Raw genomic sequence first — 20719 nt, forward strand, 5'->3', positions numbered from 1 at the left:
TTAATCTTACCAGTTTATCTCTTTCTTGTCAACAACTTTTTTAAGAAGTTTTTTCAAGTTTTTGATAAATTTAGTATCGCTCATCAGCGACGTATATAAATTTACCACGGATATTTTAAAGCGTCAATAGATTTTTTAAAATAAATCGTGTTTTTTTAGAAAAACCTTTTATCCAGACTATAAAATCATGTGTCAGGGCATCTATACGTCATAACCATACCGTATCAGATACCCTTTCTCTCTCTATCATTTCGCCACATAGTGTCTATGGTACAAACTCTTTCCTTTGGTTTCTACTTTTTTTACCATAATGATATCTTTTTCAATTAAAAACTCAAGGAGTATTCCTAAGTCAATAGCATAAGGGCGTATTTCGGGATGATGAACAAGTTCATTAAACGTCCATTCCTGCTTTTCACTTTTCATAATATGAACAAGATGCTTCGCACCCAATTCAGTTTTTTTATTGACTAGAAATTCACTTGCTAAGAAAAGCAGCTCCAAACGCTTGCTAACCTCTTCTTGGCTAATAATTAGCTCTTCGTAAAGACGATGAATTTCAGGTTCTATTTTTTTCACTTGGTTCCACACTGTCACTTCTGGGTGAAATCCATTTTCCAACACAGACAGTCGTGCTAAATGATGAAGAGCATGAATGACATGATTGAATGCATCTAAATAATGACTAGACGCATAAAAGTCTTTTCCTTCTTTAAATCGGCGAATCAACTTAGCAAACTCGACACCTATTCTCTTTGTCCGATCTTCTCTAGGGAAATCAATTAAGCGTTTCTTTAAGTTTTCCATATATTCGTTTCGATCAAATAGCACTTTACCATTTAAGATCCAATCAATAATACGGCGGTTCGTCCCATTCATAATCCATTCACTCATTTGCTGTTCAGAAGCCATATAAAGTGCAGCACGCTCATTTTCATATTCGTATTGTTTAATAAAAAGAGAAGTTTCTGTGGTTTTGGTCACAATAAATAAGATAGCATCCAAATTATCCGTCACTGGAGATTCTGATTTCTTTTTTTCAATCAGTAAAATACCGAGTGTGTCTTTATTGCTAGCTCTTTCTTGATATATTGGCCGTAAAACATCTTCCATTTTGAGCTCTCCTAACTGTAATAGACAAATATTTTTCAAAATTTTAAAGGCTATGGACTAAGATTTCTTTTTTTATTATATACGATGTATAACGGATATCCCACTCAGAATTATGGAAATCATTCAGAAAGCTCAAAAACTACGGATAATTTTCCGAAGATTCAATTTTTATTACTATTCACTGTCTCACTCTATGATATATTGGTAACAGGGGGGATACTGATGGGGATAAAGTATTCAAATAAAATTAACAAGATTCGCACGTTTGCACTCAGCCTGATTTTTGTTGGTTTCATTGTTATGTATGGGGGAATTTTCTTTCGGTCTTCAGTCTGGCTAATGACTATTTTTATGCTTTTAGGTTTACTGTGCATCGTAGCTAGTACCGGCGTTTATTTCTGGATTGGCATGCTTTCTACAAAAGCAGTTCAAGTAACCTGCCCTACATGTCAAAAGCAAACCAAAATGCTAGGGCGCGTAGATATGTGTATGTATTGCAACGAGCCGCTTACGCTTGACCGGTCTCTTGAAGGAAAACAATTCGATGAAAAGTATAATAGAAAAAAACAAAAAGAAAGCTGATAGTATCACTACTATCAGCTTATTAATGCGCTTTTTTAGCCGTACAATCAGGACACGTTCCGTAAATTTCCATTCGGTGGTGACTAATATCAAAGTCAGTAATATGAGCAGCCAGCTTTTCTACTTCGTCTAAACCAGGATAATGAAAATCCACAATTTTTCCGCAGCTTTCGCAAATCACATGGTAATGCTCTGTTGTAACATAATCGAACCGGCTTGATGCATCACCGTATGTTAGTTCCTTTACAATACCCACTTCGCGAAATACTCTTAAATTATTGTAAACGGTTGCTACACTCATATTTGGAAACTTACCTTCCAGCGCTTTATAAATATCATCTGCTGTTGGGTGTGTCATAGAATTGATTAAATACTCTAAAATAGCATGACGTTGTGGTGTAATACGAACGCCAGTACCTTTTAACGTTTCAAGGGCTTCTTGTAAATGATTTGACACGTCATGCACCCCTCTTCTATAAGTATTATTACTTTATAATTCTTATAATTAGTCTACATGTTTTACCCACGTTTTGTCAACTTGATGCCTATTCCTATTTTATGTAATAAGTAGAAATTATTCATATATGTTATGCAAAAAAAGAAGTGTGGAAATCAATCCACACTTTTAAATATATTAACATCTGAGGAGGTATGCCCTACACTGATATTGTATGTTCAAAGACTAAAACTGCTCTAGTTATCTGCCTGTTTTTATGCCATTTTTTCTTTAATAAATGATAAAGCTTCTTCCACATGCCCTTTTACTCGAACCTTGCGATACTCTTTTACGAGCGTTCCTTCTTTATCAATGATAAAAGTGGAGCGTTCAATGCCCATATATTCTTTTCCAAAGTTTTTTTTCAGTTTCCATACTCCATACTCTTCAGCTACGCTGTGATCTTCGTCAGCTAAAAGCAAGAATGGAAGACCGTGCTTATCAATAAACTTATGGTGTTTGTCGATTGGATCCGGGCTCACTCCTAGAATCACCGCATCTAGCTCTTCAAAATTTTCATGCTGATCTCTGAAATCACAAGCTTCCGTTGTACAGCCTGGCGTCATATCTTTCGGATAAAAATACAGCACAACGTTTTTTCCTTTCATCGAAGCGAGTGATACTTGCTCTCCATTTGTAGACATTAATACAAAATCGGGTGCTTTTTCTCCAACTACAGCTGTCATATTTATCTGCTCCTTTACGCTTTTCATTTTCTTTGAATAGCGTACCCAATATTAGATAAGATGACAAGTTTAAGTGCGGGTAACAGTTCGCATCACAAAGATTGCAGGCATAATGTAGCCGATAAACGCTTCAAAAGTTGCAAATAATTTCCCAATTCCAACCGGATACATATCTCCGTATCCTACTGAAAATAACGTCGCTGCGCTGAAATACATGCTGTTAAACAGCGTATAAAAGTAATGACCTTCATGTTCAAACCCTCCGCTTAACACTGGAATACTTCCCATCTCACACACTGTATAAATAAGGCTAAACCCCAATAAAACTGTGATATATGAATAAAACAAGACAAAGAAATGACCAATTGAGAAAAAATGAAATTCTCCAAGTTCTTTTTCAAAAAGAAACTTCATACTACCGATTACAAAAACAATGATAACGAGGATTAGAAAAATAACCATCATTCTACTCCTTTAATTTATACTCTACTACCACTATACGCGCATCCTTGTCCATTCATTACTACTCAGAAGCCACGAAAAAGAGCAGGCATTTAATTGCCTGCTCCTCTGTATTTTTTGACACCTGTATTCCATAAGAAAATAGAGATTACAAAAAAGACGATTCCCATCACCGGGGTTAAAAATGCATATCCGTACCATTCTGACCTTCCTAAGAAATAAGCAGCTGGATATACGCCTACAAATGCAAAAGGAAGAATCCACGTTAAAACATATCGGATGACATTGTTATAAATATCTACAGGATACCTTCCGTAGTTTCCAATATTATAAATAGTAGGCATAATAGAGGTTCTGGCATCCGACCAGAAGCCTATGCTTGCTAAGGCGATGAAAATTCCTGCGTATACAAGCGCTCCTCCTAAAATAAACAATAGAAAAATAAAAACATCATACCACTGGAAATGAAGGTGTAAAGAAGACGCAGCGTAAGCCATTACGGCAATCCCTGTGATACCACCAAACAATGATTCCAGTTCCATCCGCTCTAAAATAACTTGAAACAAACTGTGAATCGGCCGCGTTAAAATTCGGTCCATTTCACCTTTGACAATGTAGCGCTCGTTGAAATCCCAAATGTTAAAGAAAGACGAAAAAATAGCAAAAGGGACCAAAAAGAAACCATAAATAAAGATAATTTCCTCTCGTGACCATCCGTGCAGCGACTGAGTATGGCCAAATACAACTAAAATAAAAATCAAATTAACTGTTTGAAACAATAAGTCTGAAATGATTTCAACTACCATATCGGTGCGATACTGAAGCCTTGTTTTCATATATTGACTAATGTACTGAAAGAAAATCGAAAAATAAAACATTTTCATAGACTACCCTCCTTGAATAACCATTTTTTTCTTCGCTATGTTCCACAAACACGCAATAGGAATAAATAGAAGCCCTGACCAAACTGCTTGTGTAATAAGAGCATTTATTACTTCCTGCCCTTTAAATCCATTTGTGAAAATCATGCTCGGAATATAACTAATGGCCTGAAAAGGGAAATAGCTCATAATATGTTGCGCCCATAAAGGATAGAAACTGATGGGCAGAAGAAGTCCTGAAAACAAATCAATAACAACGCGCTTCGCTCGAATGAGTCCGTCATTGTTAAAGAGAAAGAAAGTCGTAATACCCGTTAATAAATTAATTTGTGTATTAATAATGAAACTAAAAATTAAAGACAGTCCAAAATAAAGCCATGTTGCGGCATTGGCTGAAAACTGTACTGGAAATAAAAACGCGACAATAATCATACCGGGCACTGAGAAAAACAGCAGCCGAAAAATCCCTTCTCCCAGTCCTTGCATTGTTTTCATACCAAGGTAGCTATAAGGCTTAATTAACTCTACTGCCACCTTGCCATCTTTAATTTCCATTGCCATTTCACGGTCAATGTTATTAAAATAAAAGGCTCTTGCCATCCATGAAACGGCTACATACGTTGTCATTTGGGTAATGGATAACCCTTGAATATTCTCTTTTCCTCCATAAATAGCGGACCATAAAAAGTAGTAAGCACCAATATTAATCGCATAAATCAATATTCCGCTGTAATAATTCGTCCGATACGCCAGCATCATTAAAAAGCGAATGCGTATCATCTCTATATATTTATCCATTCACAACACCTTCTTCATAAATGTTGCGGATGATTTCTTCCGTTGAAATTTCTTCAATGTTAATATCACTGATTTCGTGCTTTGCCACCACTTTAGCAATCAGCTGTGACATTAAGTCTCCTTTATTTTGAAGCTGCGCTGTCCACAAATATTTTTGATCACCTTCAATCCAGTTAACGGGCATCCCTTGCGTCAATAGCTTCAACTGCTCTTTATTTGGCGCGGTTCCAAATTCAAACGTGACTTGTTTAAGGTCTCCCCAATTCGAACGCAGCTTTTGCAGTGATCCGTCATAAATAATACTGCCTTCATCGAGCATTACAACGCGGTCACATAAAGCTTCAATATCTGCTAAATCATGTGTCGTAAGCAAAATCGTCGTATTATATTTTTCATTAATTTCTTTTAAAAATTGGCGGATTTTTAATTTAACCAGCACATCTAAACCGATCGTCGGTTCATCTAAAAATAGAAGCGGCGGATTATGAATAAGAGCAGCAGCCAGCTCACAGCGCATTCTTTGACCTAGAGAAAGCTTTCGCACCGGCTTATCTAGCAGCGGTCCAATATCTAACGTTTGAATAACATGTTCCATATGAGCGTTATAATCTTCATCTGACACTTTGTATACTTTTTTTAACAAGCGAAAAGATTCTTGTACGGCAATATCCCACCACAGCTGAGAGCGTTGACCAAAAACAACTCCGATCGTTTGGGCAAACTTCTCCCTTTCTTTATGAGGGTTCATTCCATTTACGGTAATCTCGCCTGAAGTAGGAGTTAAGATTCCTGTCAGCATTTTGATTGTGGTCGATTTCCCCGCTCCGTTTTCTCCTATATAACCTACCATTTCCCCTTGTTTTACGGTAAACGAAATATCATTCACAGCTTTCATAACTCTATAATTACGGGTAAATAAATCCCGGAATGCCCCTTTAAGGCCAGAGCGGCTAGAATAGGCTTTAAATTCTTTCCGAAGTTGATTCACCTCAATAGCATTTTTCATTGTATTCCCTCCGTTACGTCGACGTATTAGTGGTTTCTTTTATTGTTTCCGGCGCCCTTGCTAGCAACTCCTCTGCGAGATGAGGAACTATTTTCTAGCAGTTAGCTCACAAATTTCTATCATACACGTTCTCGAATGTTTTTCAAGAAACAAATAAGTTTGATAGAATAAAGAAGTTGAACTTTTCATTAGGAGGCATAACATGCAATTTACAAAATCAGAACAATTACACGCTGAAGCGCTCGAACATATTGTAGGCGGCGTTAACAGCCCTTCACGTTCATATAAAGCCGTAGGAGGCGGAGCACCTGTTGCAATGGAAAAGGCAAGCGGAGCTTATTTCTGGGACGTCGATGGAAATAAATATATTGATTATTTAGCAGCTTACGGCCCTATTATTACAGGACACGCTCATCCTCATATCACGAAAGCTATTACAAAAGCAGCTGAAACTGGTGTTCTTTACGGTACGCCCACTGCTCATGAAGTCACATTTGCTAAAATGCTCAAAGAAGCGATGCCCGCATTAGATAAAGTGCGCTTCGTCAACTCTGGAACAGAAGCAGTTATGACAACAATCCGTGTAGCACGCGCTTATACTGGACGCGATAAAATCATTAAATTTGCAGGTTGCTATCACGGCCATTCCGACCTTGTATTGGTAGCAGCTGGATCTGGCCCTTCTACGCTCGGAACTCCTGACTCTGCAGGTGTACCAAAAAGTATCGCTAATGAAGTCATCACAGTTCCTTTTAACGATATTGAGCCTTACAAGGAAGCATTAGAAAAATGGGGCGATCAAATTGCAGCTGTTTTAGTAGAACCAATCGTTGGAAACTTCGGAATTGTTGAGCCAGAACCTGGCTTTTTAGAACAAGTTAACGAATTAACTCACGAAGCTGGAGCACTTGTTATTTATGATGAAGTTATTACAGCATTTCGCTTTATGTACGGCGGAGCTCAAGATTTACTTGGTGTAAAACCTGATCTGACTGCATTTGGAAAAATCATCGGCGGAGGTCTTCCAATCGGAGCCTACGGCGGTAAAAAAGAAATCATGGAAAAAGTGGCGCCGCTTGGACCGGCTTATCAAGCAGGTACAATGGCAGGAAACCCAGCGTCTATTCTTTCTGGGATTGCTTGCCTGGAAGTACTAAAGCAAGAAGGTGTTTATGAACAGCTAGATAAGCTAGGGGCGATGCTCGAAGAAGGTATTTTAAAACATGCTCGTACATATAACATGCCTATTACGATCAATCGATTAAAAGGCGCTCTTACTCTCTACTTTACAACAGAAACGGTTAAAAACTATGAACAAGCAGAAAATACAGACGGCGAATTATTCGCACGCTTCTTTAAACTAATGCTCCACCAAGGCGTCAACTTAGCTCCTTCGAAATATGAAGCATGGTTCCTTACTACAGCTCATACAGAAAAAGATATTACCGACACTTTAGAAGCTGTAGAAAAAGCATTTAAACAGTTAAGTGAAGAACGCTAATTTTTACTCTAAAGCACTCGTTTGAAAATGAGTGCTTTTTTATCTTACCTTTGGGTTTCCTTATAGAACATTCCCACCTTTCATAACCATTTCTTACGCGTCATCTCCTTTTTGTCATCCTGTCGAAAAATCCCGAGAAATACCCTTATTTTTCTGCTTGTTTTCTCTTGATATCCATTCTTAAACCTTGTATAGTATGTTATTGTTTATATTATTTCCAACAGGTTATGTAATAAAGAAGGATTGATTTTTGCAATTTATCATTTGTTTTGGGGAACATTCTTCATAACGAAAAAACTTTTTTACAGAAAGGAACTACGAACGCACATGAAACTTGGTGCCCGCATCTTAAAAACGGGAATTGCCATTACACTTTCATTGTTATTAGGTGAATTTCTAAGTTTACCATCTCCAATATTTGCGGCAATTGCGGCAGTTTTTGCAATTCAACCGTCTATTTACAGATCTTATTTAACGATATTGGAGCAAATACAGGCGAATGTGATTGGAGCTGCTTCTGCAGTTTGTTTTGGACTTATTTTTGGTACCCATCCCATCATTATTGGTTTTACCGCTGTTGTTGTCATTGCAGTCAACTTAAAATTACGTATTAATAATACAATTGGGCTTGCGCTTGTGACAGTAATTGCAATCATGGAAAATCCAGGAGATAATTTCGTTGAATATGCACTTATACGCTTTGGTACAGTGTTACTTGGGGTATTCTCAGCATTTATTGTCAATCTTATTTTTATTCCGCCAAAGTATGAAACAAGATTGTATTATAAAATTGTAAGCACAACGGAAGAAATTATTAAATGGATTCGCATGAATCTTTATCACGCATCTGAGCACACATTGTTAAAAGAAGACATTGAAAAAATGAAAGACAATGTGGCTAAAATGAATCAAATCTTTGATTTTTACAAAGAAGAACGCACTTATTCAACCAAAAAACGTTTTGTTAAGTCACGCAAGCTCGTTTTATTTCGTCAAATGATTACCGTAACAACAAGAGCTCTTACAACCTTGAAACTACTTCACCGAGTAGAAAATGATCTTCAAGTCATGCCGCAGCAATTTCAAGATTTAATCAAATCTGAAGTTGAGTGCCTGTTAATGTATCATGAGCAAGTATTATTAAAATTCATTGGGAAATTACGCGTACAGCCAACCACTACTGTACCAAACGAAGCCTGCGTTGGAAAACGAGCTTTAATCGATAAATTTATGCAGTACAAAATATACGATAATGATGAAGAGAATAAGGTTATTTATCATATCTTCCCTTTAATTTCTGTCATCATTGAGTATAGTGAAGAGTTAGAGCATCTTGATAAGCTGATTGATACGTTCCAAAACTATCACAAGGATGCTAACTCATTTGATATTAATCATCAGCGACAAGAAGATTAAAAACACCACCTATTGTTAGACAATAGGTGGTGTTTTTAAATTGTATCAAGCTGCTGAACGTTAAAGAGCTGATAGTAATGACCTTTTTTCTTAATTAACTCCTCATGAGAACCTCGTTCGACTACTCTTCCATTTTCTAAAAGTACAATTTCATCAACATGAGTAATTGTAGATAAACGGTGGGCTACAATGAAAGTCGTACGGTCTTTTGCTAGTTCAGCTAATGCTTCTTGAATATAGTGCTCACTTTCCAAATCTAGAGCTGAAGTGGCTTCATCAAAAATAAGAATAGCTGGATTTTTTAAAAATACGCGCGAAATGGAAATACGCTGCTTCTGTCCCCCTGATAGCTTCATTCCCCGCTCTCCCACTTTTGTATCATATCCTTCGGGCAAATTCATAATAAAATCGTGGGCATTTGCGGCTTTTGCCGCAGCAATTACTTCTTCATCTGTCGCTCCTGGCTTTCCAAGCAGTATATTGTTTTTAACCGTGTCACTAAACAACACCGTATCCTGCAGGACGATTCCAATCTTATCTCGCAGGCTGCGTACTTTATAGGTTTTGATATCAATGTCATCAATGAGAATTTTCCCCTCTGTCACATCATAAAAGCGCGGAATTAAGCTGATAAGCGTGGATTTCCCTCCTCCGCTCATTCCAACAAACGCAACGGATTTTCCTTTTTCTACATCTAAATTAATATCATGAATCACAGGTTTTTCTTCTTCATAAGCAAATGAAACGTGCTCAAACTGCACCTTTCCATGAAGCTCAGTACATTCTTTTGCATCTTTCTTGTCTGTAATATCGTATTCTTCATCAATGAACTCAAACACCCGGTCCATAGATGCAACAGACTGCGTGAGCGTAGTCGATGAATTGACCAAGCGGCGAAGCGGATTATACAAGCGGTCAATATAGGCCACAAATGCTACCATCGTTCCTACGCTAAGACTTTCTGTGATGACTTGATATCCAGCAAATGTAATCACGATTAAAGGTGCCAAATCGGTAATGGTGTTCACTACTGCAAATGTTTTGGCATTCCAATTCGTATGATTGATTGCTTTTTGTAGAAAATTTGAATTTTGCTTATCAAATTGTTTCTGCTCATGAGGCTCAATAGCAAAGCTGCGAATAACAGAGATTCCTTGAACCCTTTCATGCAAGTGACCCTGTACTTCGGCTAAAGCCTGCGAACGGACTCGCGTTAAATGGCGCAGACGACTGTAAAAATATTTTACAGAGAACGCATAAACCGGCAGCAAAATAATCGATACTAGTGTTAAAGGTACATTCATCGTAAACATAATCAAAATGGCTATTACAATCGTCATCATATCAAGCCATACGTTCATTAAGCCTGTGATAACAAAGTTTTTTGTTTGCTCTACATCATTGATGACTCGTGAAATCACTTCACCCGCTCGAGTATTTGCATAGTAACGTAAGCTAAGCTTTTGAATATGGCTAAACAGCTGATCTCGAATATCATATAATACTTTGCTCGATACCCACTGAGCATAATACTGCCTGTAATATTCAATGGGAGGTCTTAACACTAAAAATATAACAAACGAAATTCCCATAATCGTCACCATTTTATGAACTTTTTCAGAGGAAGACATGCCATGTCCATTTACGATATCGTCCAAAACATATTTCAAAAGCAGCGGAATTAATAAAGGAATAGCAAATTTAATAATACCAATTAATACAGTGCCGACAATTTGCCATTTGTATGGCTGTACAAACTTCATGTAGCGTCTTATACTTCCCATAAAATCTCCCCTTTCTATCTATGAGGGCAAGCTTTCTTAGTATATGTACACGCGTCGATTTTTTAGTGCTTTTATCTCTTCTAAAACATGGTGAGCATAACGCCAAAAAGAACATTATATCAAACAGTCAGCTTTAGACGGCCTAACATAATGTTCTCTAGATCATTCATCAAGAATGCCGATATGTTAAAAAACGCTCATACCAAATGTCAATGAAATCTGGAGCAAACGGGCCTTTTCGCTGTCGAATCCAACCTTTTAACTCCTCTACGTGATTATGTAAAATACGGTCAATCACTTCTGGATAATTCATTTCTTTTCGATGCTTCTCATATTCATCTTCATCAAGAAGGGTGTATGTCATATCTGGATAGACTTTGATATCTAAATCATAATCAATATATTTGAGCGCTTCATTGTCATCATAAATGAACGGCGAACTGATATTGCAGTAATAATAAATTCCATCTTCACGAATCATCCCAATGACGTTAAACCATTGCTGAGCATGAAAATAACAAATTGCAGGCTCTCTTGTGACCCATGTTCGTCCATCTGATTCTGTAACGACCGTACGATCATTTCCTCCAATCACTAAGTTATTGGTTGCTTTTAATACGGTTGTCCGATCCCACACGCGATGAATATGTCCATTATGCTTGTAGCTGTGTATTTGAATTGTTTCTCCTTCCACCGGAATTCCCATCTCCAATACCTACTTTCATTTTAGCACTTAAAAAAATTCATATAACGTCTCCATTTGTCTTATGTTTATTATAACGGTTTCTCTCTCATTTTAACACAAATGTGCTAACCTTCTTGAGTTCAAAAAAGTCACTTCCCCTACTTTTCCTTTGCTTGGCAGCCTTAAAAAAGAGAGGAAGTGACACATCAATGTTCATTAAGCAAGTGTAGAGCAAGCCCCTTCACTTTTATATGTACGAATAATGTCTTCGGTTTGTGCTTCAAACGTCAATTGAATCTCTTTTAATTTTAGCTTCATTTCACTAATTTCATCTTGCACAGAATGAAGTTTTGCTTCTTCATGAAGTTTTACTAGTTCACCTTCGATTTCCTGACAGCGCTCAATCTCAGACTGCAAAAACAGAAGTTGATCCATGGTCTCCAATTGTTGAGTCACTAGCTGATCAAATTTTTTCATACGATAGCTCCTCCCTATTTGCTTTAACCATACACGCGGCACTTCTGTTAACATTCTGTTTAGGTGAGACAGATTCCTTTGACGAGTTGTGTAAAGTTTCAAGAAGTTTTGTCATACTTTGTTGCTTTTTATATAAGAAAAAGCGAACTTAACATCGCCGTTTGAAAGACGTTAAGTTCGCTTTTGATATTAACCTTGGTATTTACCAGCGTTTTGGTTTTTCTTTGCTTCAGCTTGTGCGTTTTGTTGTCTCACTTCTTGAGCACTTGTTTCGCTAGCAAATTCAGTACCGAAGTTGTTTTTAGATGCTTGAGCATTTTGGTTTTTCACGTGTTGTGTGCTTGTACCAGATGCTGTTTTGTTAGTTTGTTTTGCCATTGTAATCACCTCCACGAAAATTAATATGCCCGGGAGGTAAATAGGGTATGCAAACTTTTTTCAGTATTTTAAAGCGCAAGCACAAAATACATTTACCTTACATTAAAAGTGAACGCCCTCCGTCAATAATAAGCGTTTGACCGCAAATCATATTTGCTTGATCGGAGACTAAGAACATCACTGCATCTACCATGTCTTTTGGCTCCACCATACGACCAGCTGGAGTATGTTTGCGCGCATCATCTAACAGTTCATCACGATTTGGGAAGTGCTTTAATGCTTCTGTATCCACAGCACCTCCAGATACAGCATTTACCACAATATTTTTTGGAGCAAGCTCTACTGCTAAATAGCGGGTCAATGCTTCTACAGCAGCTTTTGACACGCCTACTGTTGTATAATTTTCCAAATAGCGAATAGAACCGAGCGAACTGATGGTAACAATCTTTCCTCCGCCTACTTTTTCCATACGTTTAGCCGCTTCTTGTGCACAGAATAAATATCCTTTGCTATTGATGTCCATTGTCCAATTCCAGTGAGTTTCTTCTAATTCCATAATAGGACGTAAAACTCCTGAAGCTGCATTACTTACAAATACGTCTAAGCGACCGAATGCGTCATCAATTTGCTCAAACATTTCTTTAATTTTCTCTACTTTTCCTACGTTTGCTTTAACAACTAATGCTTCTCTGCCTAATGCTTTGATTTCTTCGGCTACTTCCTGCGCTGCACTTTTGCTTCGTGCATAGTTTAATACAATATCGTATCCTTCTTTAGCAAGACGTAAGGCAATCTCTTTACCAATACCTCTGCTGCTTCCCGTAACTAGTGCTACCTTTTGTGACATGATGTCATCTCCCTTATGTATCATATTATCTTTACATTGTACTGATTTTATCGCATAAGAAACAAGTAATATAGGGAAAATAGATAAAACTTGATAAAATGAACGAGGTGAATAGAATGTATGTAGGTCGAGACATGACGGCTCTTTCAATGATTTCTAAAAGCGAGTGGAAAGACAGCGAGCTTGCGTTTTTCCATCACTCTTTACAGCAAATGACGCCGTATTTAAATGCTGAAGGACAAAGTATTCATCAGCAAATTATTAAAGAAATTGAAGCACGAGGCGGGTTACAGCGCCACGAAGCAGATTATACACACGGCACGCACGTATCATATGATTAAATAAAAAGAAGCGCGGAGTTTATCCACGCTTCTTTTATTTAACAAGCAAATATTCTTTTAAGATTTTTTGATGGGAAACCGGAAATGCATATTGTTCTAAGTCTTTTTCAGAGACTACTTTCAAATTTTTTAATGCACTGATATCACTTGCAAGCTCTGCTTCATATACTGTGATGTTCCAGACGATATGAGAAAACACGTGCTGAATTGTGGTAAACGGCGCATGAATTTTAATATCAGCTCCGTACTCGTTTTGAATAAATGCCTGAAGCTGCTGATGATCTGGCGCTATACTAAGATCTACTTCTATATTTGGAAATTCCCATAGATTAGCTAAAAGTCCTTTGCTTGGACGCTTATGAATTAGATAATTTCCTTCACCGTCTTTAATCACCGCTGCAGCAAGCTGAAGAGCACGCGGCGCTTTTTTCTTTGATTTAACGGGAAGCTCATTCTGCACTCCTTCTTCAAAAGCGCGGCAGTGTTCGCGAACTGGACATAACAAACAGGAAGGAGAAGTTGGTGTACAGACAATGGCACCAAGTTCCATCATACCTTGATTGAAATAGGAAGGATTATCTGTTGAAATAATTTCATGCACGATTTCTTCAAACAACTTTCTTGTTTTCGGTTTTGCAATATCATCCCAAACGGATAAAATGCGCGATAGCACACGCATGACATTTCCATCTACAGCAGGCTGCGGCACTCCGTATGCAATACTTAAAATGGCCCCTGTTGTATAAGGACCCACTCCTTTTAGTTTGGAGATTTCTGCTGGCGTATTTGGAACTTCTCCCCCGTATTGTTCGTGAACTTCTCGAACCGCAGTTTGCAAATTACGGGCACGGGAATAATAGCCTAATCCTTCCCACGCTTTTAACACATCATCTTCATTCGCATAAGCTAAGTCTTTGATAGTGGGAAATTTGCTAATAAAATTATTAAAATAAGGAATGACCGTATCTACTCTCGTTTGTTGAAGCATAATTTCAGATACCCACACCTTATAAGGATCCTGATCTTGACGCCAAGGTAAAATGCGCTGTTCCTGCTCAAACCAAGAGATTAAGTCATTTTGAAATGCTTGAATATCAAAATTTTGTACAATATCTTTACTTTGTTTCACGTCATAGCCTCCGAGGTATTAACTATACATATACAATGTGTTGCTTTTTGAATCTTAGTAACTTTATGATAACCTTATAACAACTACAAATATGAATAGTAAAATGAATTGTTCAAATAATGAATAAAAACAGCCGATTTGCTGCGTTAATAATAAAATGAGATTTTTTGCTTTAAATCAAGCTTTCATGCTGAATTAGAATAATCTAAGATCGTCATCATCTTACAAAGGAGGAGTTCGCTCTGGATACTGGTACACACATTGCAATGGGAATCGCTCTGAGCGGCCTTGCAACATTAGACCCCACTGTATCTGCGAATACAGCCACAATGGATGCTGTGATGATTGGCGTAATGGCCGGGTCATTAGCACCTGATTTAGACACTGTTTTAAAGCTGCGAAATAATGCACAGTATATCCGCAATCACCGTGGAATTACACATTCTATCCCGGCTGTTATTTTATGGCCTTTGCTTATCGTGTTCATTCTTTCGCTTCTGCTGCCAGGAGCTAACTTGCTGCACCTATGGATGTGGACCTTTGCAGGCGTCATTATTCACGTTTTTGTTGATATCTTTAACGCTTATGGCACGCAGGCTTTACGGCCTTTCACAAATAAATGGATTGCTCTTGGCGTAATCAACACGTTTGATTACGTGATTTTCTCAGCCCACGTGCTCGCAATTTTAATCTGGTTTATTGGAGCAGAGCCAGGACCAACATTCATTACGCTATATGTGTTATTGGCGTTTTACTATGGACTGCGCTTTTATATGCGCCACCAAATCGCCAAGAAGCTTCGAAAACAGTTTCCTGATGTTATCAAGCTCAATATCTCTCCTACGCTGCGTTTCACTCACTGGCACTTAGCCGTGACGACTGAAAAGTACTTTCATGTAGGAAGAGCAATCGGAGAAGAAATTTTTATTTATGATACGTTTGATAAAGTTCCAATTCCTGAATCGGCCGTAATTGAAGTAGCGAAAAAAGATGAAAATTTATCTGCTTTTCTTTCCTTTTCACCTATTTATAGATGGGAACTGGACGAATATAACGACCACATTGAAGTGCGCTTTATTGATTTACGCTACCGCAGCAAAGACTACTATCCATTTGTAGCCGTGGTCCAGCTTGATTACGATTTAAATATTATTTGTTCGTACACTGGTTGGATTTTCAGTGAGAAAAAATTGCGTAAAAAGCTTGATTACCTCCCGCACTAATCATAACAAGAACAAATATGAAACCCAAAAACGAACCGTCTTGAGAAGACGGTTCGTTTTTATTTAATGTTTTAAATAGTCATCGTTATTTAATAAATGCTGATATTTAGGGTTTTTAACCGCGATTTCATGAAGTTTGTCACCGTAGCTGTTGATGTACATCGTAACAACCTTTTCCGTCGCTTCTTTCCCTTTATAATCATATCCTGCTTTTGCGTAAGATGACTCAAAATCTTCCCAGAAAAGTTCGACCCATGTACGGGCTTGAGCGTATGAAAGCGAACTATTTTTGCTTAATAGCTGATTCGTTAATCTTTCGAATATATCGTTCATAAGAACACCTCGATTACCAAAATTCTTTATGAGTATGTTTGCACTTTTAACTTACACTATAAATGCGGAGTTATTCACTCCCTCATGTACTATATCATAACCGCAACGCTTTCTGTTGTAAAAGGAGAGGTATCGATGCGCAATAAAGCAAAAGATTTTACAAACCAACATCATACTAAGTTTGAAGGCGAACCTCGAGCAAAAGCAGAATACGCTTCAAAACGTGCAAATGGAACGATCAATACGCATCCGCAAGAACGTATGCATGCTTCTAATGAGCGCGAAGAATAACCGCTTGCTTTGCTTATTTGTTTAAAAGTAAAACGAATATAGATATCAAACAAGCAGCACACTTCGTGCTGCTTGTTCGTCCCTTTATTTTTTCAACATGGAAATAGGCAATGCCTCTTCGTTTTGCGGTGAGCCAAGTCTAAACCCCCATGCAAAAACTCCGTTCATATAATCAATTTTAAAATATGAACCCGGATCTCCTTGAATTTCATATACTTCCCCTGCTTGAAACGTTTCAGGATCCAATAAGTACGATCTAGCCATTGTTACTTTTCTTTCTAATACTGCATACTCATTGACCATGCCAAGCTGTTCAGCTTTTCGTGCTTTTTCTTGAAGAGACCCAATTTCTTGTTGAAGTTCATACGTCGTCATATCACTGTAACGTTTTTCAGACATGCTGTTTTCCCCCTTGTTTGCTTTCATTTTATTATAACAAAAGGTATAACTAAAGGGAGACTATGAAAAGGGAGTTTTGGGAATGAAAACAGTGCTAATCACAGGCGGTGCGACGGGTCTTGGAAAAGAACTCGCAAAACTTTACGCAAAAGACTGCAACGTCATTCTAGCTGGACGCAATCAACAGAAATTAACTGAGGCGCAGCATGAGCTAGGAGAAAACGTATATACGATGTCTGTAGATATTACACAGTATGAAGAAGTAGGAAAATCTGTAGAAAAACTGCTGATGCAGCATTCAGTAGATATCCTTATCAACAACGCAGGCATTGGACATTTTGGTCCTTTGACAGATTATACAAAACAAGCAATCGATGAAGTCATCGATACAAATGTAAAAGGAACTATTTTTTTAACGCAAGCGCTTATGCCTCATCTCTTGACGAGACCTGAACCTAAAGTTATGAATATCATTTCAACTGCAGGACTTCGAGGGAAAGCCAATGAAAGCGTCTATGTGGCAAGTAAATTTGGCGTAAGGGGATTTACAGAAAGTTTAAAAGTGGAGTACCAAGATACCAACCTTCATGTGACGGCAGCTTATATGGGAGGCATGAATACTCCTTTTTGGGATCACAACAACCACATTAAAGATAAAAGCCGCTTGCGCTCAGCTTCAGAAATCGCTGAGATTATTTATAAACAGCAGAATGACTCAGAAGATATTTTGTTTTAAAAAGATTGAAGCATCACAATAAAAAATCCGAACGAGTTGGATTCTCTATCAAGAATCTCGATTCATCGTTCGGATCTTCCTTCAACTAACATACTTTTTTCCCCGCTCTATTCCTCTTCAATAGAATCTAGAAATGATTGAATTTGTTCAATGGAGAATCCTTTTCTATAAAGAGCCTGCTTCATTTTTTGCTGATATTCCCAGTCTTCATACTTTGAAAAACGACGATGAGCTTTCATTCCTTGATATTGCAGAGCTTCCCAAACCTCATCGCTTTCTTTTTCTGTATCCGTTCGCTGAAATGCTTCTTGAATAACAGAAAACGAATAGCCCTTCACTGCCAATGCTTGTTCCATTTTTTGTTTCATCATTACTTGAGATAATTTTTTATATTTCCCTTTTAACTTTTCAATTAATTTTACAGCAGTTTGAATTTGCTGTTCTTCAGGGTATTCACATAAACTAAGGGTAATAATGGAATCAGAAATCCCCTTTTCTTTTAATTCTCTTTGAATCACATTTGGTCCTTTTGGTGTTGTGTTCATCTGAGTTAACACAAATGCTTTTGCAAACTCTTCATCATTTAAATAACGATGGCTGACTAGTTTCTGAATAACTTGTTGAATAATAGTAGAGTTAATTTCTTTTTTCTTTAAATAATCATGTACCTCTTTTTCAGAGCGCATTCGATAAGATAAGTAAGTGATCGCTAAATTATAAGCTTTTTTCTCATCATCTGCGTACTGAATTTCCGTTAATTCAAATTCATCAAGCTCACGACCTTTTTTTAAGTCATATTTGATGAGGACATTTTCGTCAACACCAAAGCCAAACTCTTCACCTTTACCGTAATCTAAATACACATTATAACGTTCACCGCTATTCTTTTGCGTTGTGATCTTTGTGACAACAGGCATTAACCTTCACCTCATATTTCTTATTTAAATTGATGGCTGAAGAACCGCCAAACGTATCATACACGTTTTTATTTATCTCAATAAAGGAGGAAGTTCGTATGAAAATTGTTATTGCTGGAGGAACTGGATTCGTAGGTAAAGCTTTAACAAAACATTTTTTAACACAAAAACATTATGTATATATTTTAACACGCAATGCAGATAAAGCTGCAAGAGATCCGAAACTTAAATATGTAGAGTGGATGCAAGAAAACAGCCAACCTGAAGAGCATGTAGAAGGAGCAGACGTTTTTATCAATTTAGCTGGCGTTTCACTTAACAACGGCCGCTGGACGGACGAACGCAAAAAAGCCATCGTGGAAAGTCGCCTTTCTTCTACTCAAGAAATTCTTCGCATTATGGCTTCTTTACCCGAAAAACCGTCACTTTATGTAAATGCAAGCGCCGTTGGTTATTACGGGACATCAACGAAAGAAACGTTCACAGAAGCTTCTCCATCGATCGGGACAGACTTTTTGGCTGAAACAGTAAAAAAGTGGGAAAATGAAGCGCTAAAAGCCATGGAACTCAATATTCGTACTGTCTTAACAAGATTCGGCGTTATATTAGGGAAAGATGGCGGAGCACTTCCTTCTACGGCTCTTCCTTATAAATTATTTGCAGGAGGAACAGTCGGTTCCGGAGAACAGTGGATGTCTTGGGTGCATCTCCAAGACGTCGTGAAGATCATTGATTACTGTATCCATACCGAACAAATAGAGGGAGCTGTTAACGTCACTGCCCCAAATCCCGTTCAAATGAAAGAGTTTGGAAAGACGATTGGAAAAGTATTGAATCGTCCTCATTGGATGCCCGTACCTAGCTTTGTTCTTCAGCTGCTGATGGGAGAAATGAGTATGATTATTTTAAAGGGACAGCGCGTTTTACCTGAAAAATTGATTCAACAGAATTACATTTTTACATATACTGTATTAGAAGATGCATTGCGAGATTTACTCTAGTTATTTTCTGTTATTTCCCTAAAACAGGTGACTAAGCTGCCGATAGATAGGAGTAACTTTATGAAAACCATTCTCTTAAAAAATGCAACGCTTTATCCTATTACGTCAAAACCTATTTATAATAGTGATGTGCTCATTCAAGATGGAAAAATTGTTTTAATTGGGCCAAACTTGCAGCCACCTCTTCGAGTAGAAGTCATTGACTGCAAACAGCGTTATTTATTCCCTGGATTTATTGATGTTCATACACATCTAGGATTATATGATGAAGGAACCGGCTGGGCCGGGAATGATGCTAACGAAACCATTGAACCTATGACTCCACATATCCGAGCTTTTGACAGTGTACATCCTTTAGATCCTGGGTTTAAAGATGCCATTGAAGCGGGTATTACGTCTGTACACATTATGCCAGGAAGTGCAAATGTGATTGGAGGCACAACTTCCGTTATTAAAACAGCTGGAACAAGCATTTCTCAAATGTTAATTCAAGAAACAGCTGGACTTAAGATTGCGCTAGGAGAAAATCCAAAACGAATTCACAGCCACGGCAATAAAGAATCGATTACGCGAATGGGTATTATGGGGATGCTGCGAGAAGCCTTTTATCACGCAGCAAGCAGTGACAACAAAGATGATTTGCGCATCAAACCTCTCACTCAAGCACTGAATAGAGAAATTCCAGTTCGGATTCATGCTCATAGAGCCGATGATATTCTATCAGCTCTTCGCTTAGCAGATGAATTTCATTTAGACGTCCGTATTGAGCACTGTACAGAAGGCCATTTAATTGCTAAAGAGCTGGGTGGAAGAAATTTAAAAGTGAGCGTAGGTCCAACTTTAACACGCCGCTCAAAGGTTGAACTTAAGAATAAAACGTGGAAAACCTATCAAGCTCTTTGCAATGAAGGAGTAGAAGTTTCCATTACAACGGACCATCCTTATACGCCTATTCAGTATTTAAATATTTGCGCATCCATTGCCGTACGTGAAGGACTCGAAGAGCAAAAAGCATTAGAAGGCATCACGATTACTGCTGCTCGGAATCTCCGTATTGATCATCGAATCGGCAGTATCGAAGCAGGAAAAGACGCTGATTTAGTGCTATGGAGCCATCATCCCTTTCACTACTTAGCAAAGCCTATTTTTACCATGATAGATGGTAAAATATTATTTAAAAAAAATTAACATTTTACCTATTTTCTTTTTTTATTTTTTTTAGTATGATACGTTTAGA

25 protein-coding genes are annotated in these 20719 nt (G+C 37.7%); 9 read left to right on the forward strand and 16 right to left on the reverse strand.

Annotated elements, in window-relative coordinates; all coding sequences use genetic code 11:
- Positions 1–246 precede the first annotated feature (246 nt).
- Positions 247–1113, reverse strand: coding sequence for a nucleotidyltransferase-like protein (locus tag AC1VNJ_RS22880; protein WP_482641343.1), 867 nt, complete (start codon positions 1111–1113; stop codon positions 247–249).
- 222 nt (positions 1114–1335) lie between these two features.
- Between AC1VNJ_RS22880 and AC1VNJ_RS22885 the strand changes: the two genes are divergently transcribed.
- Positions 1336–1695, forward strand: coding sequence for a YgzB family protein (locus AC1VNJ_RS22885; protein ID WP_014461817.1), 360 nt, complete (start codon positions 1336–1338; stop codon positions 1693–1695).
- A gap of 22 nt (positions 1696–1717) precedes the next feature.
- On the opposite strand, the gene perR is transcribed toward AC1VNJ_RS22885, so the two are convergent.
- From perR to AC1VNJ_RS22915, 6 genes are all read right to left on the reverse strand, one after another.
- Positions 1718–2152: a peroxide-responsive transcriptional repressor PerR gene (gene perR / locus AC1VNJ_RS22890; RefSeq protein WP_013055172.1), complete on the reverse strand. Its 435-nt coding sequence runs from the start codon at positions 2150–2152 to the stop codon at positions 1718–1720.
- A gap of 254 nt (positions 2153–2406) precedes the next feature.
- Entirely contained in the window at positions 2407–2877 is a 471-nt protein-coding gene (bcp, locus tag AC1VNJ_RS22895; RefSeq protein WP_028412424.1) for a thioredoxin-dependent thiol peroxidase, read from the reverse strand.
- A 69-nt stretch (positions 2878–2946) separates the two neighbouring features.
- A complete protein-coding gene (locus AC1VNJ_RS22900) occupies positions 2947–3339 on the reverse strand; it encodes an ion channel (protein ID WP_013081554.1) in 393 nt (130 codons plus the stop codon).
- A gap of 92 nt (positions 3340–3431) precedes the next feature.
- Positions 3432–4217: an ABC transporter permease gene (locus AC1VNJ_RS22905; RefSeq protein WP_013055169.1), complete on the reverse strand. Its 786-nt coding sequence runs from the start codon at positions 4215–4217 to the stop codon at positions 3432–3434.
- Positions 4218–4226: 9 nt separating this feature from the next.
- Positions 4227–5018, reverse strand: coding sequence for an ABC transporter permease (locus tag AC1VNJ_RS22910; RefSeq protein WP_013055168.1), 792 nt, complete (start codon positions 5016–5018; stop codon positions 4227–4229).
- Positions 5011–6024, reverse strand: a complete 1014-nt coding sequence (locus tag AC1VNJ_RS22915; protein ID WP_482641344.1) for an ABC transporter ATP-binding protein — start codon at positions 6022–6024, stop codon at positions 5011–5013. The genes AC1VNJ_RS22910 and AC1VNJ_RS22915 overlap by 8 nt, the downstream gene beginning before the upstream one ends.
- A 202-nt stretch (positions 6025–6226) precedes the next feature.
- Between AC1VNJ_RS22915 and AC1VNJ_RS22920 the strand changes: the two genes are divergently transcribed.
- On the forward strand, positions 6227–7525 hold the full coding sequence (locus AC1VNJ_RS22920; protein ID WP_028412426.1) for a glutamate-1-semialdehyde 2,1-aminomutase: 1299 nt from the start codon (positions 6227–6229) through the stop codon (positions 7523–7525).
- Between the two features lie 327 nt (positions 7526–7852).
- Positions 7853–8941, forward strand: coding sequence for an FUSC family protein (locus AC1VNJ_RS22925; protein WP_013081550.1), 1089 nt, complete (start codon positions 7853–7855; stop codon positions 8939–8941).
- Between the two features lie 35 nt (positions 8942–8976).
- Here AC1VNJ_RS22925 and AC1VNJ_RS22930 read toward each other — a convergent pair whose 3' ends face one another.
- From AC1VNJ_RS22930 to fabL, 5 genes are all read right to left on the reverse strand, one after another.
- A complete protein-coding gene (locus tag AC1VNJ_RS22930; protein ID WP_482641345.1) occupies positions 8977–10725 on the reverse strand; it encodes an ABC transporter ATP-binding protein in 1749 nt (582 codons plus the stop codon).
- Between the two features lie 169 nt (positions 10726–10894).
- Positions 10895–11431 (reverse strand): nucleoside tri-diphosphate phosphatase, encoded by a 537-nt coding sequence (gene ntdP, locus AC1VNJ_RS22935; protein WP_013055163.1) that lies wholly within the window; start codon positions 11429–11431, stop codon positions 10895–10897.
- 195 nt (positions 11432–11626) lie between these two features.
- Entirely contained in the window at positions 11627–11887 is a 261-nt protein-coding gene (locus tag AC1VNJ_RS22940) for a YgaB family protein (RefSeq protein ID WP_014461824.1), read from the reverse strand.
- A gap of 189 nt (positions 11888–12076) precedes the next feature.
- On the reverse strand, positions 12077–12265 hold the full coding sequence (locus AC1VNJ_RS22945; protein WP_328158859.1) for a gamma-type small acid-soluble spore protein: 189 nt from the start codon (positions 12263–12265) through the stop codon (positions 12077–12079).
- Between the two features lie 97 nt (positions 12266–12362).
- Positions 12363–13112 (reverse strand): enoyl-[acyl-carrier-protein] reductase FabL, encoded by a 750-nt coding sequence (fabL, locus tag AC1VNJ_RS22950; RefSeq protein ID WP_028412429.1) that lies wholly within the window; start codon positions 13110–13112, stop codon positions 12363–12365.
- A 116-nt stretch (positions 13113–13228) separates the two neighbouring features.
- Here fabL and AC1VNJ_RS22955 point away from each other — a divergent pair, with 116 nt between their 5' ends.
- Positions 13229–13453, forward strand: coding sequence for a hypothetical protein (locus tag AC1VNJ_RS22955; protein ID WP_014461827.1), 225 nt, complete (start codon positions 13229–13231; stop codon positions 13451–13453).
- Positions 13454–13487: 34 nt separating this feature from the next.
- Here the strand turns inward: AC1VNJ_RS22955 and mutY are convergent, their stop codons facing one another.
- On the reverse strand, positions 13488–14582 hold the full coding sequence (mutY, locus tag AC1VNJ_RS22960) for an A/G-specific adenine glycosylase (RefSeq protein WP_028412430.1): 1095 nt from the start codon (positions 14580–14582) through the stop codon (positions 13488–13490).
- Positions 14583–14824: 242 nt separating this feature from the next.
- Here mutY and AC1VNJ_RS22965 point away from each other — a divergent pair, with 242 nt between their 5' ends.
- Positions 14825–15805 (forward strand): metal-dependent hydrolase, encoded by a 981-nt coding sequence (locus AC1VNJ_RS22965; protein WP_482641358.1) that lies wholly within the window; start codon positions 14825–14827, stop codon positions 15803–15805.
- A 63-nt stretch (positions 15806–15868) separates the two neighbouring features.
- Here AC1VNJ_RS22965 and AC1VNJ_RS22970 read toward each other — a convergent pair whose 3' ends face one another.
- Positions 15869–16138 (reverse strand): YfhJ family protein, encoded by a 270-nt coding sequence (locus AC1VNJ_RS22970; protein ID WP_028412432.1) that lies wholly within the window; start codon positions 16136–16138, stop codon positions 15869–15871.
- Between the two features lie 135 nt (positions 16139–16273).
- On the opposite strand from AC1VNJ_RS22970, the gene AC1VNJ_RS22975 reads away from it, so the two are divergent.
- Positions 16274–16429 (forward strand): small, acid-soluble spore protein K, encoded by a 156-nt coding sequence (locus AC1VNJ_RS22975; RefSeq protein ID WP_028412433.1) that lies wholly within the window; start codon positions 16274–16276, stop codon positions 16427–16429.
- A gap of 84 nt (positions 16430–16513) precedes the next feature.
- Here the strand turns inward: AC1VNJ_RS22975 and AC1VNJ_RS22980 are convergent, their stop codons facing one another.
- Positions 16514–16828 carry a YfhH family protein gene (locus AC1VNJ_RS22980; protein ID WP_028412434.1) on the reverse strand — a complete coding sequence of 105 codons (315 nt, stop codon included), beginning with the start codon at positions 16826–16828 and terminating at the stop codon, positions 16514–16516.
- 82 nt (positions 16829–16910) lie between these two features.
- Between AC1VNJ_RS22980 and AC1VNJ_RS22985 the strand changes: the two genes are divergently transcribed.
- A complete protein-coding gene (locus tag AC1VNJ_RS22985; RefSeq protein WP_028412435.1) occupies positions 16911–17564 on the forward strand; it encodes an SDR family NAD(P)-dependent oxidoreductase in 654 nt (217 codons plus the stop codon).
- Between the two features lie 107 nt (positions 17565–17671).
- On the opposite strand, the gene recX is transcribed toward AC1VNJ_RS22985, so the two are convergent.
- Positions 17672–18481 carry a recombination regulator RecX gene (gene recX, locus AC1VNJ_RS22990; RefSeq protein WP_482641346.1) on the reverse strand — a complete coding sequence of 270 codons (810 nt, stop codon included), beginning with the start codon at positions 18479–18481 and terminating at the stop codon, positions 17672–17674.
- A gap of 98 nt (positions 18482–18579) precedes the next feature.
- Here recX and AC1VNJ_RS22995 point away from each other — a divergent pair, with 98 nt between their 5' ends.
- Positions 18580–19482: a TIGR01777 family oxidoreductase gene (locus AC1VNJ_RS22995; protein WP_482641347.1), complete on the forward strand. Its 903-nt coding sequence runs from the start codon at positions 18580–18582 to the stop codon at positions 19480–19482.
- A 60-nt stretch (positions 19483–19542) separates the two neighbouring features.
- Positions 19543–20670 carry an amidohydrolase gene (locus AC1VNJ_RS23000; protein WP_033580772.1) on the forward strand — a complete coding sequence of 376 codons (1128 nt, stop codon included), beginning with the start codon at positions 19543–19545 and terminating at the stop codon, positions 20668–20670.
- The last annotated feature ends 49 nt before the right edge of the window (positions 20671–20719 follow it).

It is taken from the genome of Priestia sp. 3CA3 (assembly GCF_056836725.1).

Bases quoted from the DNA above. Each gene is read 5' to 3' on its own strand.
- AC1VNJ_RS22880 (WP_482641343.1), bottom strand. From the start codon at position 1,113: ATGGAAGATGTTTTACGGCCAATATATCAAGAAAGAGCTAGCAATAAA.
- AC1VNJ_RS22885 (WP_014461817.1), top strand. From the start codon at position 1,336: ATGGGGATAAAGTATTCAAATAAAATTAACAAGATTCGCACGTTTGCA.
- bcp (WP_028412424.1), bottom strand. From the start codon at position 2,877: ATGACAGCTGTAGTTGGAGAAAAAGCACCCGATTTTGTATTAATGTCT.
- AC1VNJ_RS22900 (WP_013081554.1), bottom strand. From the start codon at position 3,339: ATGGTTATTTTTCTAATCCTCGTTATCATTGTTTTTGTAATCGGTAGT.
- AC1VNJ_RS22905 (WP_013055169.1), bottom strand. From the start codon at position 4,217: ATGTTTTATTTTTCGATTTTCTTTCAGTACATTAGTCAATATATGAAA.
- AC1VNJ_RS22910 (WP_013055168.1), bottom strand. From the start codon at position 5,018: ATGGATAAATATATAGAGATGATACGCATTCGCTTTTTAATGATGCTG.
- AC1VNJ_RS22915 (WP_482641344.1), bottom strand. From the start codon at position 6,024: ATGAAAAATGCTATTGAGGTGAATCAACTTCGGAAAGAATTTAAAGCC.
- AC1VNJ_RS22920 (WP_028412426.1), top strand. From the start codon at position 6,227: ATGCAATTTACAAAATCAGAACAATTACACGCTGAAGCGCTCGAACAT.
- AC1VNJ_RS22925 (WP_013081550.1), top strand. From the start codon at position 7,853: ATGAAACTTGGTGCCCGCATCTTAAAAACGGGAATTGCCATTACACTT.
- AC1VNJ_RS22930 (WP_482641345.1), bottom strand. From the start codon at position 10,725: ATGGGAAGTATAAGACGCTACATGAAGTTTGTACAGCCATACAAATGG.
- ntdP (WP_013055163.1), bottom strand. From the start codon at position 11,431: ATGGGAATTCCGGTGGAAGGAGAAACAATTCAAATACACAGCTACAAG.
- AC1VNJ_RS22940 (WP_014461824.1), bottom strand. From the start codon at position 11,887: ATGAAAAAATTTGATCAGCTAGTGACTCAACAATTGGAGACCATGGAT.
- AC1VNJ_RS22945 (WP_328158859.1), bottom strand. From the start codon at position 12,265: ATGGCAAAACAAACTAACAAAACAGCATCTGGTACAAGCACACAACAC.
- fabL (WP_028412429.1), bottom strand. From the start codon at position 13,112: ATGTCACAAAAGGTAGCACTAGTTACGGGAAGCAGCAGAGGTATTGGT.
- AC1VNJ_RS22955 (WP_014461827.1), top strand. From the start codon at position 13,229: ATGTATGTAGGTCGAGACATGACGGCTCTTTCAATGATTTCTAAAAGC.
- AC1VNJ_RS22970 (WP_028412432.1), bottom strand. From the start codon at position 16,138: ATGAACGATATATTCGAAAGATTAACGAATCAGCTATTAAGCAAAAAT.
- AC1VNJ_RS22975 (WP_028412433.1), top strand. From the start codon at position 16,274: ATGCGCAATAAAGCAAAAGATTTTACAAACCAACATCATACTAAGTTT.
- AC1VNJ_RS22980 (WP_028412434.1), bottom strand. From the start codon at position 16,828: ATGTCTGAAAAACGTTACAGTGATATGACGACGTATGAACTTCAACAA.
- AC1VNJ_RS22985 (WP_028412435.1), top strand. From the start codon at position 16,911: ATGAAAACAGTGCTAATCACAGGCGGTGCGACGGGTCTTGGAAAAGAA.
- recX (WP_482641346.1), bottom strand. From the start codon at position 18,481: ATGCCTGTTGTCACAAAGATCACAACGCAAAAGAATAGCGGTGAACGT.
- AC1VNJ_RS22995 (WP_482641347.1), top strand. From the start codon at position 18,580: ATGAAAATTGTTATTGCTGGAGGAACTGGATTCGTAGGTAAAGCTTTA.
- AC1VNJ_RS23000 (WP_033580772.1), top strand. From the start codon at position 19,543: ATGAAAACCATTCTCTTAAAAAATGCAACGCTTTATCCTATTACGTCA.